The sequence below is a fragment of the Amycolatopsis sp. NPDC004772 genome (genome assembly GCF_053601215.1).
Genome location: NZ_JBSGBK010000143.1, coordinates 1 through 13782 on the forward strand (window position 1 = coordinate 1; position 13782 = coordinate 13782).

Genomic DNA, 13782 nt, shown 5'->3' on the forward strand with positions numbered 1-13782 from the left:
TGCTCTGGGCCTTGCTGCGCGACGGCCGGACATTCACACCGACCGCGCCACAACCCGCTACCGCTGCGGCTTGACACGGTCATTCAGATTCCTTCCGTCGTGGAGCCCACGTTCGTCCTGAGGGGTGAGGCGCCGCATCGGGTGATCACGCAGTCCGGCGGCCCCGGACCCCTTACGGCTATCGTGACCGGGTGGCCGCGACGACGTACCTGTTCGTGCCCGGCGATCGGCCCGATCGCTTCGGCAAGGCGGTCGCCAGTGGCGCCGAGGTCGTGATCCTGGATCTGGAGGACGCCGTTTCGGCGGAGGCCAAGGATGCGGCCCGCGCTTCGGTGCGCGAGTGGCTCGAGCGTGACCGCGCGATGGTCCGGATCAACGCGCCCGGGACCCCGTGGTTCGCCGAGGACGCCGCGATGGTGACCGCGCGGGGCGTGCCGGTGATGGTGCCGAAGGCGGAGACGCCGGGGGTGCTCGCCGGGTTCGGTGAGGTGGTCGCCCTCGTCGAGACCGCGCTCGGCGTGGAACGCGCGGGTGAGCTGGCCGCGGCGCCGTCGGTGCGGCGGCTGGCGTTCGGCAGTGTGGACCTGGCGGCCCAGCTCGGGGTGACGCCGGAGGACCGGGATCCGTTCGTCTACGCGCGATCGCGCCTGGTGATCGCTTCGGCGGCGGCCGGGCTGGCCGCGCCGGTGGACGGCGTCACCACGGACTTGCACGACCCGGCCCGGCTTGCCGAAGACGTCCGGTACGCGCGTTCGCTGGGTTTCGGGGGGAAGCTGTGTATCCACCCGCGGCAGGTGGGGCAGGTCCGGGAGGGGTTCGCCCCGACGGAGGCCGAGCGCGCGTGGGCCCGGCGGGTCCTGGCGGCGGGGGATGGGGTGTCCGTTGTGGACGGGCGGATGGTGGACAAGCCGGTGCTCACCCGGGCTCGGCACATCCTGGAGACCTGACGCGCTACACCGCGCCCTGACGCCGCAGTGCCTCCACGTCGAAGCCGAACTCCCTCAACACCGCGTCGGTGTGCTCGCCCAGCGCCGGCACCGGGTCCATCCGCGGCGCCCGGCCGGCCACCGTGATCGGCGGCAGCGTCGCCCGGATCGGCCCGCCCGGGGTCGCCACCTCCGCGAACCGGTCGCGGGCCGTGAGCTGGGGATGGGCCAGGACGTCCGGCAGGTCGCGGCGGCGGGCATGCGCAATCCGGCCCGCCGCCAGCCGTGCCTCCAAGGCAGCGCCGGTGAGCTCGGCGAAGATCGCGTCGATCGCGGCCTCCAGTTCCGCCCGGTGGGTCACGCGGGCGCTGCCGGTGGCGAACCGCGGGTCGGTGACCCAGTCCGGGCGGGCGAGCGCGTGCTCGCAGAACGCCGCCCACTCGCGGTCGTTCTGCACCGCCAGCACCACTTCGGTCCCGTCGCCCGCGGCGAACGTTCCGTAGGGCGCGATCGCGGCGTGGCTGGTGCCCGTCCTCGGCGGCGGTGTCCCGCCGTAGCCCGCGTAGTACAGCGGGAAGCCCATCCACTCCACCAGCGAGTCGAACAGGCTCACCTCGAGTTCGGTGCCCTGCCCGGTGCGCTCGCGGTCGTACAGCGCGGAGAGGATGCCGGAGAACGCGTACATCCCGGCGCCGATGTCCGCGGCCGGGATGCCGCTCTTGGCCGGCTCCTCCTCGGAGCCGGTGACCGACACCAGCCCCGCTTCGGACTGGATCAGAAGGTCGTACGCCTTCGCGTCGCGGTACGGCCCGGTCGAGCCGTAACCCGACACCGAGCACGTGATCAGCCGCGGCCGGGTCGCGCGCAGGGTGGCCGCGCCCAGCCCGAGCCGGTCCGCGACGCCGGGTGCGAAGTTCTGCACGAACACGTCCGCCCGGTCCAGCAGCGCCGCCATCACGCCGGGCGCCGCGTCGCTCTTGAGGTCGAGGGTCACGCTCTCCTTCGACCGGTTCAGCCACACGAAGTGGCTGGAGAGGCCGTGCACGGTTTCGTCGTAGGCGCGGGCGAAGTCGCCGGTGCCCGGCCGCTCGATCTTGAGCACCCGGGCGCCGAGGTCGGCCAGGTGCCGGGTGGCCAGCGGCGCGGCCACCGCCTGTTCGCACGACACGACGGTGACGCCGTCGAGGGGCAAGGAGCGCATGGCCGCATCCTGCCATCCGCCGCCGGTATGACCGGGCCGGATCAACGGGAGTTTCGGGCAAAACCGTTGACGCGTCCCGAAGCGGGCTTGCAGTCTGAATCGATCAGCTGACCCCGGCGACCGGCGAGCGAGGTGCCCGATGGGCAGGGTGCGGCAGGCCGACATCGCGCGCGTGGCCGGGGTTTCCCAGGCGACCGTGTCGGTGGTGCTCGGCGGCAACCGCACCGGGGTCCGGCTGGCCGAGGCGACCCGGCTGCGCGTGCTGGAGGCCGCCCAGCGGCTGGGTTACGCCGATCCGCTGGCGAAACGACAGGCGGGCCACGGCCTCTTCGGGATCTGCGCCGCCGGCCCGGCGTTCGAGGCGCACCAGGCGATCCTGGCCGGCATCGCGGCGGAAGCGGCCGTGCTCGGCAAGGACCTGATCATGTTCACCGCGCCCGGCCCCGGTTTCCCCCGCCGCAGCCGGCTCGCCGACGGCTGCCTGTTCTTCGGTGGTCCGGTGCCCGCGGAACAGCTCGCCACCGGGTACCCGATCGTCCACATCGGACGCTGCCCGGAGCTCCGCGTCCCGTACGTCGACGCCGATTACGCATCGGCGTCGGCCGAAGTGCTCGCCCGGCTGCGGCAGGCGGGGCACCGGCGGATCCGCCACCTGCGCGAGCCGGCCGACACCCCGGCCGCGCGTGAGCGGGAGAGCGGCACCGGCATCGAGTCCGCCCTGGTGGTCCGCACCGACGGCACCGGCCTCGCGACGGCGGTCCGCGGCTGGTTAGCCGACGGCGTGACCGCACTGGTCGTCGACGAGGCGGTGTGCGCTCCGGCGCAGCGGGCCCTGCACGCGGCGGCGGTGTCGGTTCCCGGCGACCTGTCGCTGGCGGTGCTCGGCTGCCCGCCGTCCAGCCCGGAAGTCAGCGGCTTCGAGGTGCCGCGGCGCGCCCTCGGCCGCGAGGCGGTGCGGCTGCTGGCGTCCGTCGTGGCCACGGGCGCAGGCGAGCCCCGGCTGCTCACCTGCCCGCCGGTGGCCGGGACGACGATCGCACCGGTTCAGGACAGCGCGCCGTTGTAGTCCGGCAGCTTGAAGGTCCGCTCGGCGTGCCCGCCGTCGAGGTCGGTGGTGCTGTTGCCGATGTTCGCGACGATCGTGTAGCCGGCCTGTTCGATGGCAGTCCGGGCCTTGGTCTTGTTGGTCTGCACCGGGTCGAAGTTGAACAGGGGACGCAGGTAGAGCCCGTCGTCCGGGTACCCGACGGCCTTCAGGTTCCCTTCGGTGGGCCACCGGAGCACTTCGGTGCGGTCGCTGACGAAAAAGACCGCGGCCCCCTTGGCCTGGGCGAGCTTGGCGAGCGCGAGGACCGGCTTGACGGCGGGCGTGGTGAACCCGCCGTTGTAGTAGGTCTCCAGGCTCGTGTTGTCGATGTCGAGGACGATGGCGGTCCGTCCACCCGGGACGGCGAGCCGCTGGGTGAGGTAGTCGGCCGCCGGCGTGGTGACCGCGGTGACATCGGCGACCCAGGTGGCGTAGGACGGCGCGGCGGCGGCCGTGGCGGCGGGCCGGGCAACGGCGGCGTCGGCGACACCGGCGCTGCCGAGCAGCAGCAGGACGGCGGAGGCGGTGCCGGCCACGGCGAGGCGGGCTTTCGAGGGTGACATGGCTGACAGTCCACCAGCCGGTGGCGAGTGATCGTACCGGCAAGTAGCCGAATTTATTTCATGTTCGCGACGGGCTGGGAGACCGGAGCGCGCCGGGTCTCCGGTTCGGGCAGGATGCACCCGGGCCGGCCGGGACGGATTCTCGGTTCGGCGGAGGATGACGGGGGAGCGCACATGGCCACGACCAGTGAGAGCGCCGCCAAGCTGGCGGTGCTCATCGACGCGGACAACGCCCGGCCGGGGATCACCGAGGCGCTGCTGGCCGAGGTCGCCAAGTACGGCACCGCGCATGTGAAGCGCGCCTACGGCGACTGGACCGGGGCGAGCCTGAAAGGCTGGAAAGATCAGTTGCTGGCCCAGTCGATCCAGCCGATCCAGCAGTTCGCGTACACCACCGGCAAGAACGCGACCGACGCGGCAATGGTCATCGACGCGATGGACCTGCTGTACTCCGACCGCTTCGACGGCTTCTGCATCGTCTCCAGCGATTCCGACTTCACCCGGCTGGCGGCGCGCCTGCGCGAATCGGGCCTGACCGTGTACGGCTTCGGCGAACGCAAGACACCCAAGCCGTTCGTCGCGGCGTGCGACAAGTTCATCTACGTCGAGAATCTCGGCTACCCCGGCAGCGCGGCCGAGCCGGCCGATGCGGCACCCGCGCAGAAGTCGTCCGCCCGCGCCGCGCAGCTCGCGGCCGACCTCGCCTTGATGGCCGTGCTGCGCAACGCGGTCGAAGCCGCTTCCGACGACGACGGCTGGGCGTCGCTGTCCGCCATCGGCAACATCGTCACGAAGCAGCGCCCGGACTTCGACTCCCGCACCTACGGCTACGCCAAGCTCAGTGACCTGATCGCCGCGACCGCGCTGTTCGAGATGAACCGCCGCAGCCCGGGCGACAGCAAGCCGCCGGTCATCTACGTGCGCGACAGGCGACGGCAGGCCCAGCCTGTATAACGTTGTATTCGGCCGGTTGGGCGACCGAGCTCAGTCTGTTCCCGCGGCCAGCGCGTCCGGCGGCGCCAATGATAGGAATGGCCGGTGACCGAACCGAACCTGATCGAAGCCGCCGCGGCCGAGGCCGTCACGCTGACCAGCGAGCTCATCCGCATCGACACGACCAACACCGGCGATCCCGACACGCTGGTCGGCGAGCGGGCGGCGGCGGAGTACGTGGCGGAGAAGCTGACCGACGCCGGCTACGAGATCACCTACGTCGAGTCGGGCGGGAAGAATCGGCACAACGTGATCGTGCGGCTCGAAGGGGCCGATCGCGAGCGGGGCGCCCTGCTCATCCACGGTCACCTCGACGCCGTGCCCGCCGACGCCTCGGAGTGGTCGGTGCACCCCTTCTCCGGGGCGATCCAGGACGACTACGTCTGGGGCCGGGGCGCGGTCGACATGAAAGACATGTGCGCGATGGCGCTCGCGCTGGCCCGGCACTACAAGCTGAACGACATCGTGCCGCCGCGGGACCTCGTCTTCGCCTTCCTGGCCGACGAGGAGGCCGGCGGCAAGTACGGCGCGCAGTGGCTGGTCGAGAACCGGCCCGAGCTGTTCGAGGGCGTCACCGAGGCGATCAGCGAGGTCGGGGGCTTCTCGATCACGCTCAAGGACGACGTCCGCGCCTACCTGATCGAGACGGCGGAGAAGGGCATCCGCTGGATGAAGCTGCGCGTGCGCGGGACCGCCGGGCACGGCTCGATGATCCACCGCGACAACGCGGTCACGAAGCTGTCCGAAGCCGTCGCGAAGCTCGGCAACCACCGGTTCCCGCTGGTGCTGACCGACTCGGTGAAGGAGTTCCTCGCCGGCGTCACCGAGATCACCGGCTGGGACTTCCCCGAGGACGACCTGGAGGGCTCGGTCGCCAAGCTGGGCAACATCTCCCGGATGATCGGCGCGACCCTGCGCGACACGGCCAACCCGACCATGCTCACCGCCGGGTACAAGTCGAACGTCATCCCGTCGGTCGCCGAAGCCGCGGTCGACTGCCGGATCCTGCCGGGCCGGCTGGAGGCCTTCGACCGCGAGCTCGACGAGCTGCTCGGCCCGGACATCGAGAAGGAGTGGATGGAGCTCCCGCCGGTCGAGACCACCTTCGACGGCGCGCTCGTGGACGCCATGACGGCCGCGGTCCTGGCCGAGGACCCGGGCGCGAAGACGCTGCCGTACATGCTGTCCGGCGGCACGGACGCGAAGTCGTTCCAGGAGCTCGGCATCCGCAACTTCGGTTTCGCGCCGCTCAAGCTGCCCGCGGACCTCGACTTCTCGGCGCTGTTCCACGGCGTCGACGAGCGGGTCCCGGTGGAGGCGCTGAAGTTCGGCACCCGCGTACTCGACCGGTTCCTGCGCACCAGCTGATGACCGGGTTCGCGCTCGCCGACGGCACGCCCCTGCAGGTGATCCGCAGGGGCGACCCGGCCGCGCCGGTGACCGTGGTGTTCGTCCACGGCTACGCGCTCGACCAGCGCAGCTGGGGCCGCATCGCGCCGCTGGTGCCGGACGCCGCCGACGGGCCGGTGGCCGTGCTGACCTACGACCAGCGCGGCCACGGCGGATCCGGGCGGGCGCGCCGCGGCACCGCGACCATGGCCCAGCTCGGCGACGACCTCGCCGAGCTGCTGACCCGCGAGGTGCCCGACGGCCGCGTGGTGCTGGTCGGCCACGACATGGGCGGTCTGGCGATCATGTCGCTGTCCCAGCGGCACCCGGCCCTGTTCGCCGAGCGGGTCTCGGGGCTGGTGCTGCTGGCGACGTCGTCGGGCACCCTCGCCACCGAGGTGTCGGCGACCTGGCCGAACGCGCTGGGCAAGCTGGCCCGCGACCTCGAAGCGGTGCTCGGCTCGAAGCTGTTCGGCGTGGTGCGCGAGCACACCAGCCGGGCGGTCAGCGCGGGCCTGCGCTGGTGGCTGTTCGGCGACGACCCGGACCCGGACCTGGTCGAGCTGACGGTGAAGATGATCCGCGGCAACTGGCCCCACACGGTGTCGGTGTTCCGCCCGGCCATGGACGCCTACGCGCGCGACGCGGCGCTGGCCCAGGTCGCCGACCTCCCGGTGACGGCGATCGTGGGGGAGCGGGACCGGATCGTCCGGGCATCCGATGTGGAGCACTGGGTCCGCGGCCTCGGCAACGGGACGGCGGTGGTGCTGCCCGGGGTGGGCCACGTCGTGCCGCTGGAGGCCGCGGCCCAGGTGCTGCCGCGGGTGGTCGCGCTGGTCAACGCGAGCCGGCGGGCCTGAGGTCAGCGGGTGCCGGCGGCGACGAACATCGGCACCGCGACGAACAGCCGGTCCTCGCGGGCGCGGGCCGACTGCTCGTCCAGCCAGGCGCCGTCGCCGCCGAGGTTGGCCAGGACCGGCAAGGCCGCCGGGTCCGTCCACACCACCGTGTGCACCTCGACCGTCACTTCCGTGAACCCGTTGTCCAGCAACAGGTTCCGGTACGCCCGAGCGATCCGGGGGTGTGGCATGCCGTCCGCTCGCGTGTGGACGATCGAGCGGGTGCGCGCCGGATCGTCCGAGTCGATGACGATCGTGTCCCAGTCCTGGCCGGCGAGCACCGCGCGGCCGCCCGGGGCGAGGACGCGGCGGGCCTCGGCGACCGCGAGCGCGGGGTCGGGCAGGACGTGCAGGACCTTGTCGGCGCGGTAGCCGTTGACCGCGCCGTCGTCCAGGGGCAGGGTGGTCGCGTCGGCCACGTGGAACTCGCCGTCCGGCCAGCGCGCGGCCGCCACCGAGATCATGGCCGGGTCGGCGTCGACGCCGATGGCCCGGACCCCGCGAGCGGCCAGTTCGCCGACGGCCCGCCCGCCGCCGCAGCCGACGTCGACCACGACGTCACCCAGTCCTTGGTAGGTGCGTTCCCGCAGGTGGACGGCTTGCGGGCGGTCGTCGAGGGCGTCGAGGAGGGTCAGCAACGTGGACATGCGACCCATCCTGCGACTTAATGCCGACATGAAGTCAATCGGCGAAGTGGCGGCCCGGTTCGGGCTGCCGGCCCACGTGCTGCGCTACTGGGAAGCGGAAGGGCTGCTGACCCCCGCCCGCGCCGGCACCCGGCGCCGGTACACCGACGCGGACCTGCGGCGGGTGGCCGCGATCCTGGTGGCGAAGGAAGCCGGGTTCGAACTCGCGGACATCCGGTCGATGCTGACCGACCGGTCCGCGGCCGGGCGGGCGGCGATGGCGGCCCGCCAGCGGGAGCGGCTCCGGACCCGGATCGCGCGCGCCCAGGCCGCGCTCGAGCTGATCGAGGGTGACTGCCGGCACGACGACCTCATGACGTGTCCGCACTTCCAGACCCTCCTCGACCGACAGCTCGATCGTTCTTGACAACTTCTCTGTTCGGTTGGATGCTGGGCGCATGTTTCCCGTGGCGGTGATCGAAGACGCGGCGGCGGCCGAGGTGTCGCTGGACCCGGTCCGGGCCCGGCTGCTGGCCGAGCTGGCCGAGCCGGCCTCGGCGACCATGCTCGCCGCGCGCGTCGGCCTGCCGCGCCAGAAGGTCAACTACCACCTACGCGCGCTGGAGAGCCACGGCCTGGTCGAGCTGGTCGAGGAACGCCGCAAGGGCAACGTCACCGAGCGCATGATGCGAGCGACGGCGGCGTCGTACGTCATCTCGCCGACGGCGCTGGCCGCGGTGCAGCCGGACCCGGCCCGCTCACCGGACCGGCTCTCGGCGCGGTGGCTGCTCGCCGTCGCCGGCCGGCTCGTGCGGGACGTCGGCCTGCTGATCACCGGCGCGGCCAAGGCCAAGCAGCGCCTGGCGACGTTCGCGCTCGACGGCGAGGTGCGGTTCACCTCCGCCGCCGACCGGGCCGCGTTCGCCGAAGAACTCACCACCGCCGTCACCACGCTGGTGGGGAAGTACCACGACGAAGCGGCCGAGAAGGGCCGCTCGTACCGGGTGGTCGTCGCCGTGCACCCGAGCGTCCCGGAGGAGTCCTGAAGTGGGGTACGAGTTCGAACTGACCGACGTCGCCGAAGTCGGCGCGACGCCGGAGCAGGTGTGGGAAGCCATCGCGACCGGCCCGGGCATCGACTCGTGGTTCATGGGCCGCAACGAGGTCGAGGGCGGCACCGGCGGCACGGTCCGCGGCGCCTTCGGGGCCTACCGGCCCGAGTTCCGGATCAGCGAGTGGGAGCCGGCGGAGAAGCTCGCCTACGGCAGCGACACCGCACCGGACGGCCGCCGGATCGCCTACGAGTTCCTCATCGAGGGCCGCGGCGGCGGCAGCACGGTGCTCCGCTGCGTCACCAGCGGCTTCCTGCCGGGCGACGACTGGGAGGACGAGTTCGAGGCGATGACCGCGGGAGGCGACCTCTTCTTCCGCACACTGGTCGAGTACGTGACGCACTTCGCGGGCCGGACCGCGACCCCGGTCACCGCGTTCGGCCCGCCGGTGGCGGATTGGGACGAGGTGTGGACACGCCTGGGCACGGCCCTGGGTCTGACCGCCCGTCCTGCCGAGGGCGACCGGGTCCGGCTCGGCGGGGGAGGCGTGGTCTACGCCGTCAACGACCAGACGGTCGGCATCCGGACGCCGGACGCGATGTACCGGTTCGTCCGCGGCTTCCAGGGCGCGATGGTCGCCTGCCACCACTTGTTCGCCCCGGGTGCGGACGCGGACGTCGAGGAAAAGACCTGGGGCGACTGGCTGAACCGGGTGGCCGGCTAGGTCGGGAGGGCGCCGGGGAGGCTCTGCGCCGTCTTCTTGCGGCGGAGCCAGACCCGGCGCGTGCCGTCGGCGTAGAGCCGCACGGTGCGCAGTTCCCAGCCCGCGAACTCCGCGTGGATGGAGAGCTGGATCGCCGCCGCACGCCGGGACACACCCGGGGGGAGGTGCAGGCGGCGATACTCCCAATCCCCTTCGACCACCGCCTCGCCGACCGCTGTCATGGCTGGATCACCTGGGTCCCTTCTCCGGCGGCCGAGCCGACGATCACCCGGCCGCTCTTCTCGTCCACCCCCACCGAATCCGGCTGGCGCACGGTGGGGAACCGGTACTTCTCCACGGGCTCGCCGCCGCGGACGTCGAACCCGGCCACTTCGTTCCGTTCGGTGAGCGTCACCCACGCCAGGCTCCGCGTGGCGTCGTAAGCGATCCCGTACGCCCCACCGGGCACCGGGAAACGCTGCTTCAGGATCAGCGGACCCGACGAGAACGCCAGCAGCGCCCCCGCCCGCGCGTCGGTCACCAGCACCCGGCCGTAGGAATCCGCCACGGCGTTCGCGGCGCCATCGCCCGCCCGCAAGCCTTCGCCGACCTTCCCGGCGGCGACGTCGACCGAGAACACCGCCGTCCGCAGCCGATCCAGCACCACCACACCGTCCCCGGTGTCGACCACGTCGTCGGCGCTGTAGAGCTGCCCGCCGATCGTCCGCGCCGGACCCGCGGCCGGCAGCACCCGGATGTCCTTGCCCGCCCCCATCGCGACCAGGCGATCGGCCCCGTAGACGATGCTCGACGCCGGCTGCCCGCCGATCTTCGTCTCGGTCAGCTTCCGATCCGGCAACGTCAGCTGCTGCACCACACCCTGACCGGGCTCGGCGATCTCCACTCGCCCCGGCGACACCGTCAACCGGGACGCAGCACTGTATAACGGCATATTCAGCGGGGGTGACGCGAGCACGTTCAGGTCGTACAGCCGCAGAGCCGGGGGCGAAGAAACCGCAACGACGAGGGTCGAGGTCTTCGCGTCCACGGCGACGGCCGACACCGAGCCGTCGCGCAGGACCTGACCGGCGGGCGGCACGGTCACGGCGGGGGAGACGGCCGGGCGCGCGGCGGTCGGGTTCGCGACGATCTGGAGGTCGTCGGAGGTCGACTTGGCCGACGAGCAGCCCGAGAGCACCAGGGCACCGGCGAGCGGGAGCGCGAGCCACGACACGGCGGCGAGCCGATGCACGTTGCGGCCTCCAGTTGTCCCTCGGCGGTCGGTCTTCACCAGCATGCTCCTCGATCCCCGTGCCGTCACGTGCGTGTCACCGAACAGACACCTGGCGCTCACCGCGGCCAGCGCTCGGGGTAGCCGACCTCGATCGCGCTGACGTCGTCGAGCGCGGACCGGATGGCGGGCGGGAGGGTGATGTCCTCGGCCGTCAGCGAGCCGGTGAGCTGGCCGGCGTCCCGGGCGCCGACGACCGGGGCGACGACGCCGGGCCGGTCGCGGACCCAGGCCAGGGCGACGGCCAGCGGGGACGTGCCGAGGCCGTCGGCGGCGGTCGCGACCGCCTGCACGATCCGGGCGGCGCGGTCGGTGCGGTGGTGCTCGACGTACCCGGCGTAGGCGCTGTTCGCGCCGCGGGAGTCGGCGGGGGTGCCGGTGCGGTACTTGCCGGTCAGCACGCCGCGGCCGAGCGGCGCCCACGGGAGCAGCCCGATGCCGTGGTGCGCGGCCGCGGGCACCACCTCGCGGTCCACCCCGCGTTCCAGCAGCGAGTACTCGACCTGGGTGGAGACGATCGGCGCGAGGGCCGAGGCGCCCGCGGCGGCGGTGGCCAGCTGCCAGCCGGCGTAGTTCGAGACGCCGACGTAGCGAACCTTTCCGCTGGTCACGGCGAACTCGAGGGCGGCGAGGGTCTCGGCGAGCGGCACGCAGTCGTCCCAGGCGTGCAGCTGCCACAGGTCGATGTGGTCGGTGCCGAGCCGCTTGAGCGAGCCGTCGAGCGCGGTGAGCAGGGCGCCGCGGGAGGCACCGCCGCCGAACGGCCCGTCGGTGCGCTTGGCGACGGCCTTCGTCGCGAGGACGACGTCTTCGCGGGGCACGAGGTCGCCGAGCAGCGAGCCGAGCACCCGCTCGCTCTCGCCCTCGCCGTAGATGTCGGCCGTGTCCACCAGGGTGCCGCCGGCGTCGACGAAGGCGACCAGCTGGCTGGCGGCCTCCTCCGCGTCGGTGTCGCCACCCCAGGTCATGGTGCCGAGCGCCATACGGGAGACGCGCAGTCCCGAGCGGCCGAGCAGTCGCTTTTCCACGACCGCCGAGCCTAGTGGGCTGCCCCGTCCGGAGGAGACCAAGGTGAGTCGTGTCGCGATCATGGCCCCCGTTAGGGTCTGGCCCCGTGCGACTCGGACTGAATCTCGGCTACTGGGGAGCGGGGAACGACCCCGCGCACCTGGCCCTGGCGAAACAGGCGGAGGACCTCGGCTACGCGGTCGTGTGGGCCGCGGAGGCCTACGGCTCGGACGCGGTGACCGTGCTCACCTGGATCGCGGCGCGGACGTCGCGGATCGACGTCGGGGCCGCTGTGCTGCAGATCCCGGCCCGGACGCCGGCCATGACGGCGATGACCGCCGCGACGCTCGACACGCTGTCGGGCGGCCGGTTCCGGCTCGGCCTCGGCGTGTCCGGCCCGCAGGTGTCCGAGGGCTGGCACGGTGTGCGGTTCACCTCGCCGGTGGGCCGGACCCGGGAGTACGCCGCCATCGTGCGTTCGGCGCTGCGGCGGGAGCGGGTGCGGTTCGAGGGCGAGCACTTCACGCTGCCGCTGCCGGACGGCCCGGGCAAGGCGCTGCGGCTGACCGTCCGCCCGGCCCGCAAGCACGTCCCGCTGTACCTGGCCGCGATCGGCCCGAAGAACCTGGAGCTGGCCGGCGAGATCGCCGACGGCTGGCTGCCGGTGTTCTTCTCGCCGGCCCACGCGGGGGAACAGCTGGCCCACGTCCGCGCCGGCGCCGAGCGGGCCGGACGCCACCTGGACGGCTTCGACGTCGTCCCTTCAGTGCCGCTGGTGCCGGGCGAGGACTGGCGGACCTGCGCGGACGCCGTCCGCGGCTACGCGGCGCTCTACCTCGGGGGAATGGGGAGCAAGGAGAAGAACTTCTACAACCGGCTGGCGTGCCGGATGGGATTCGCGGCCGAGGCCGCCGAAGTGCAGGAGAAGTACCTGGCGGGCGACCGGGCGGGGGCGATGGCGGCGGTGCCGGCCGAGTTCCTCGACGCGACGTCGCTGCTGGGCCCGAAGGAACGGATCGCGGAGAAGATGACGGAATACGCCGAAGCCGGCGTGACGACCCTGTCGGTGTCGCCCTACGGCCCGGAGCCGGCCTCGGCGTTGCGCACGGCCGCCGAGGCGCTCGAGCTGGCGGGGGTGGCCTGACGTGGGGTGGTTCGAAGCACTCGTCCTGGGCCTGGTCCAGGGCCTGACGGAGTTCCTGCCGATTTCGTCGAGCGCGCACCTGCGGATCGTCGCGGCCCTGGCCGGCTGGGACGACCCGGGCGCGGCGTTCACCGCCGTCACCCAGATCGGCACCGAGCTGGCGGTGATCATCTACTTCGGCCCCAAGATCGGTAGAATTCTGAGGGCCTGGTTCTTCTCGCTGTACAAGGCGGAGTGGCGCCGCGACCCGGACGCCCGCCTGGGCTGGCTGATCATCGTCGGCTCGCTGCCGATCGTGGTGCTCGGCCTGCTGCTGCAGGACGAGATCGACAGCGCGTTCCGCGACCTGCGGATCACCGCGACGGTGCTGATCGTGTTCGGCGTGATCCTCCTGATCGCCGACCGGATCGGCAAGCAGGAGCGCACGCTGGACGACCTGACCGTGCCGCACGGCCTCGGGTTCGGGTTCGCGCAGGCGCTGGCCCTGATCCCGGGCGTGTCCCGTTCGGGCGGCACGACGAGCGCGGGCCTGCTGCTCGGCTACACCCGAGCGGAGGCGGCGGAGTACTCGTTCCTGCTGGCGCTGCCGGCGGTGTTCGGATCGGGCGTGTACAAGCTCAAGGACATCGGCTCGGGCAACGTCCCCGCCCAGTGGGGCCCGACGATCCTGGCCACGCTGGTCGCGTTCGGCGTGGGCTACGCGGTGATCGCCTGGCTGATGGCGTACATCAAGAAGCGCAGCTTCGTCCCGTTCGTGGTGTACCGGCTGGTCCTGGGCGTGCTGCTGTTCGTGCTCATCTTCACCGGCGCGCTGGACCCGAACGCCGGGCCCGTCGGTCACTGATCCAGAACGCCCCAATGTGGCGTTCGGTGCGTCTGACGCACCGAACGCCACAATGG

The 13782-nt window shown here is 72.5% G+C and carries 16 protein-coding genes; 10 read left to right on the top strand and 6 right to left on the bottom strand.

The features are described from left to right. Positions 1-191: 191 nt before the first annotated feature. Positions 192-947: an HpcH/HpaI aldolase/citrate lyase family protein gene (locus tag ACWEF6_RS41415; protein ID WP_449687956.1), complete on the top strand. Its 756-nt coding sequence runs from the start codon at positions 192-194 to the stop codon at positions 945-947. A 4-nt stretch (positions 948-951) separates the two neighbouring features. Here ACWEF6_RS41415 and ACWEF6_RS41420 read toward each other — a convergent pair whose 3' ends face one another. Beyond that, positions 952-2127 (bottom strand): CaiB/BaiF CoA transferase family protein, encoded by a 1176-nt coding sequence (locus ACWEF6_RS41420; protein WP_449687957.1) that lies wholly within the window; start codon positions 2125-2127, stop codon positions 952-954. 139 nt (positions 2128-2266) lie between these two features. Here ACWEF6_RS41420 and ACWEF6_RS41425 point away from each other — a divergent pair, with 139 nt between their 5' ends. After that, complete coding sequence (locus tag ACWEF6_RS41425) at positions 2267-3193, top strand: LacI family DNA-binding transcriptional regulator (protein ID WP_449687958.1); 927 nt, start codon at positions 2267-2269, stop codon at positions 3191-3193. On the opposite strand, the gene ACWEF6_RS41430 is transcribed toward ACWEF6_RS41425, so the two are convergent. Then, on the bottom strand, positions 3172-3777 hold the full coding sequence (locus tag ACWEF6_RS41430) for an HAD family acid phosphatase (RefSeq protein ID WP_449687959.1): 606 nt from the start codon (positions 3775-3777) through the stop codon (positions 3172-3174). The two genes, ACWEF6_RS41425 and ACWEF6_RS41430, sit on opposite strands and share 22 nt — an antisense overlap. Positions 3778-3837: 60 nt before the next feature. Between ACWEF6_RS41430 and ACWEF6_RS41435 the strand changes: the two genes are divergently transcribed. From ACWEF6_RS41435 to ACWEF6_RS41445, 3 genes are all read left to right on the top strand, one after another. Further along, on the top strand, positions 3838-4731 hold the full coding sequence (locus ACWEF6_RS41435; RefSeq protein ID WP_449687960.1) for an NYN domain-containing protein: 894 nt from the start codon (positions 3838-3840) through the stop codon (positions 4729-4731). Positions 4732-4815: 84 nt separating this feature from the next. After that, complete coding sequence (locus ACWEF6_RS41440; RefSeq protein WP_449687961.1) at positions 4816-6138, top strand: M20/M25/M40 family metallo-hydrolase; 1323 nt, start codon at positions 4816-4818, stop codon at positions 6136-6138. Beyond that, entirely contained in the window at positions 6138-7019 is an 882-nt protein-coding gene (locus ACWEF6_RS41445; RefSeq protein WP_449687962.1) for an alpha/beta fold hydrolase, read from the top strand. Before ACWEF6_RS41440 ends, ACWEF6_RS41445 begins: the two co-directional genes overlap by 1 nt. A gap of 2 nt (positions 7020-7021) precedes the next feature. Here ACWEF6_RS41445 and ACWEF6_RS41450 read toward each other — a convergent pair whose 3' ends face one another. Beyond that, complete coding sequence (locus ACWEF6_RS41450; protein ID WP_449687963.1) at positions 7022-7705, bottom strand: methyltransferase domain-containing protein; 684 nt, start codon at positions 7703-7705, stop codon at positions 7022-7024. Between the two features lie 28 nt (positions 7706-7733). On the opposite strand from ACWEF6_RS41450, the gene ACWEF6_RS41455 reads away from it, so the two are divergent. From ACWEF6_RS41455 to ACWEF6_RS41465, 3 genes are read left to right on the top strand one after another with little or no spacing between them, the layout of a single operon-like run. Further along, positions 7734-8111 carry a MerR family transcriptional regulator gene (locus tag ACWEF6_RS41455; RefSeq protein WP_449687964.1) on the top strand — a complete coding sequence of 126 codons (378 nt, stop codon included), beginning with the start codon at positions 7734-7736 and terminating at the stop codon, positions 8109-8111. 31 nt (positions 8112-8142) lie between these two features. Next, positions 8143-8730 (top strand): ArsR/SmtB family transcription factor, encoded by a 588-nt coding sequence (locus tag ACWEF6_RS41460; RefSeq protein ID WP_449687965.1) that lies wholly within the window; start codon positions 8143-8145, stop codon positions 8728-8730. Position 8731: 1 nt separating this feature from the next. Continuing rightward, on the top strand, positions 8732-9460 hold the full coding sequence (locus tag ACWEF6_RS41465; RefSeq protein ID WP_449687966.1) for an SRPBCC family protein: 729 nt from the start codon (positions 8732-8734) through the stop codon (positions 9458-9460). Here the strand turns inward: ACWEF6_RS41465 and ACWEF6_RS41470 are convergent. The 3 genes from ACWEF6_RS41470 to ACWEF6_RS41480 form a co-directional block, all read right to left on the bottom strand. Then, positions 9457-9681 carry a DUF5703 family protein gene (locus ACWEF6_RS41470; RefSeq protein WP_308678000.1) on the bottom strand — a complete coding sequence of 75 codons (225 nt, stop codon included), beginning with the start codon at positions 9679-9681 and terminating at the stop codon, positions 9457-9459. The genes ACWEF6_RS41465 and ACWEF6_RS41470 overlap by 4 nt on opposite strands. Next, entirely contained in the window at positions 9678-10691 is a 1014-nt protein-coding gene (locus ACWEF6_RS41475; protein WP_449687970.1) for a YncE family protein, read from the bottom strand. The genes ACWEF6_RS41470 and ACWEF6_RS41475 overlap by 4 nt, the downstream gene beginning before the upstream one ends. Before the next feature lie 98 nt (positions 10692-10789). Then, a complete protein-coding gene (locus ACWEF6_RS41480) occupies positions 10790-11758 on the bottom strand; it encodes an aldo/keto reductase (RefSeq protein WP_449687967.1) in 969 nt (322 codons plus the stop codon). A gap of 86 nt (positions 11759-11844) precedes the next feature. Between ACWEF6_RS41480 and ACWEF6_RS41485 the strand changes: the two genes are divergently transcribed. Together ACWEF6_RS41485 and ACWEF6_RS41490 are read left to right on the top strand one after the other, a co-directional pair. Further along, on the top strand, positions 11845-12882 hold the full coding sequence (locus tag ACWEF6_RS41485) for an LLM class F420-dependent oxidoreductase (RefSeq protein ID WP_449687968.1): 1038 nt from the start codon (positions 11845-11847) through the stop codon (positions 12880-12882). Position 12883: 1 nt separating this feature from the next. Continuing rightward, positions 12884-13726, top strand: a complete 843-nt coding sequence (locus ACWEF6_RS41490; protein WP_449687969.1) for an undecaprenyl-diphosphate phosphatase — start codon at positions 12884-12886, stop codon at positions 13724-13726. Positions 13727-13782: the final 56 nt, after the last annotated feature.

What these genes read in the sequence shown, in the direction of transcription:
- ACWEF6_RS41420 (WP_449687957.1), bottom strand. Translation starts at nt 2,127, where the DNA reads ATGCGCTCCTTGCCCCTCGACGGCGTCACCGTCGTGTCGTGCGAACAG.
- ACWEF6_RS41425 (WP_449687958.1), top strand. Translation starts at nt 2,267, where the DNA reads ATGGGCAGGGTGCGGCAGGCCGACATCGCGCGCGTGGCCGGGGTTTCC.
- ACWEF6_RS41430 (WP_449687959.1), bottom strand. Translation starts at nt 3,777, where the DNA reads ATGTCACCCTCGAAAGCCCGCCTCGCCGTGGCCGGCACCGCCTCCGCC.
- ACWEF6_RS41435 (WP_449687960.1), top strand. Translation starts at nt 3,838, where the DNA reads ATGTTCGCGACGGGCTGGGAGACCGGAGCGCGCCGGGTCTCCGGTTCG.
- ACWEF6_RS41445 (WP_449687962.1), top strand. Translation starts at nt 6,138, where the DNA reads ATGACCGGGTTCGCGCTCGCCGACGGCACGCCCCTGCAGGTGATCCGC.
- ACWEF6_RS41450 (WP_449687963.1), bottom strand. Translation starts at nt 7,705, where the DNA reads ATGTCCACGTTGCTGACCCTCCTCGACGCCCTCGACGACCGCCCGCAA.
- ACWEF6_RS41455 (WP_449687964.1), top strand. Translation starts at nt 7,734, where the DNA reads ATGAAGTCAATCGGCGAAGTGGCGGCCCGGTTCGGGCTGCCGGCCCAC.
- ACWEF6_RS41460 (WP_449687965.1), top strand. Translation starts at nt 8,143, where the DNA reads ATGTTTCCCGTGGCGGTGATCGAAGACGCGGCGGCGGCCGAGGTGTCG.
- ACWEF6_RS41470 (WP_308678000.1), bottom strand. Translation starts at nt 9,681, where the DNA reads ATGACAGCGGTCGGCGAGGCGGTGGTCGAAGGGGATTGGGAGTATCGC.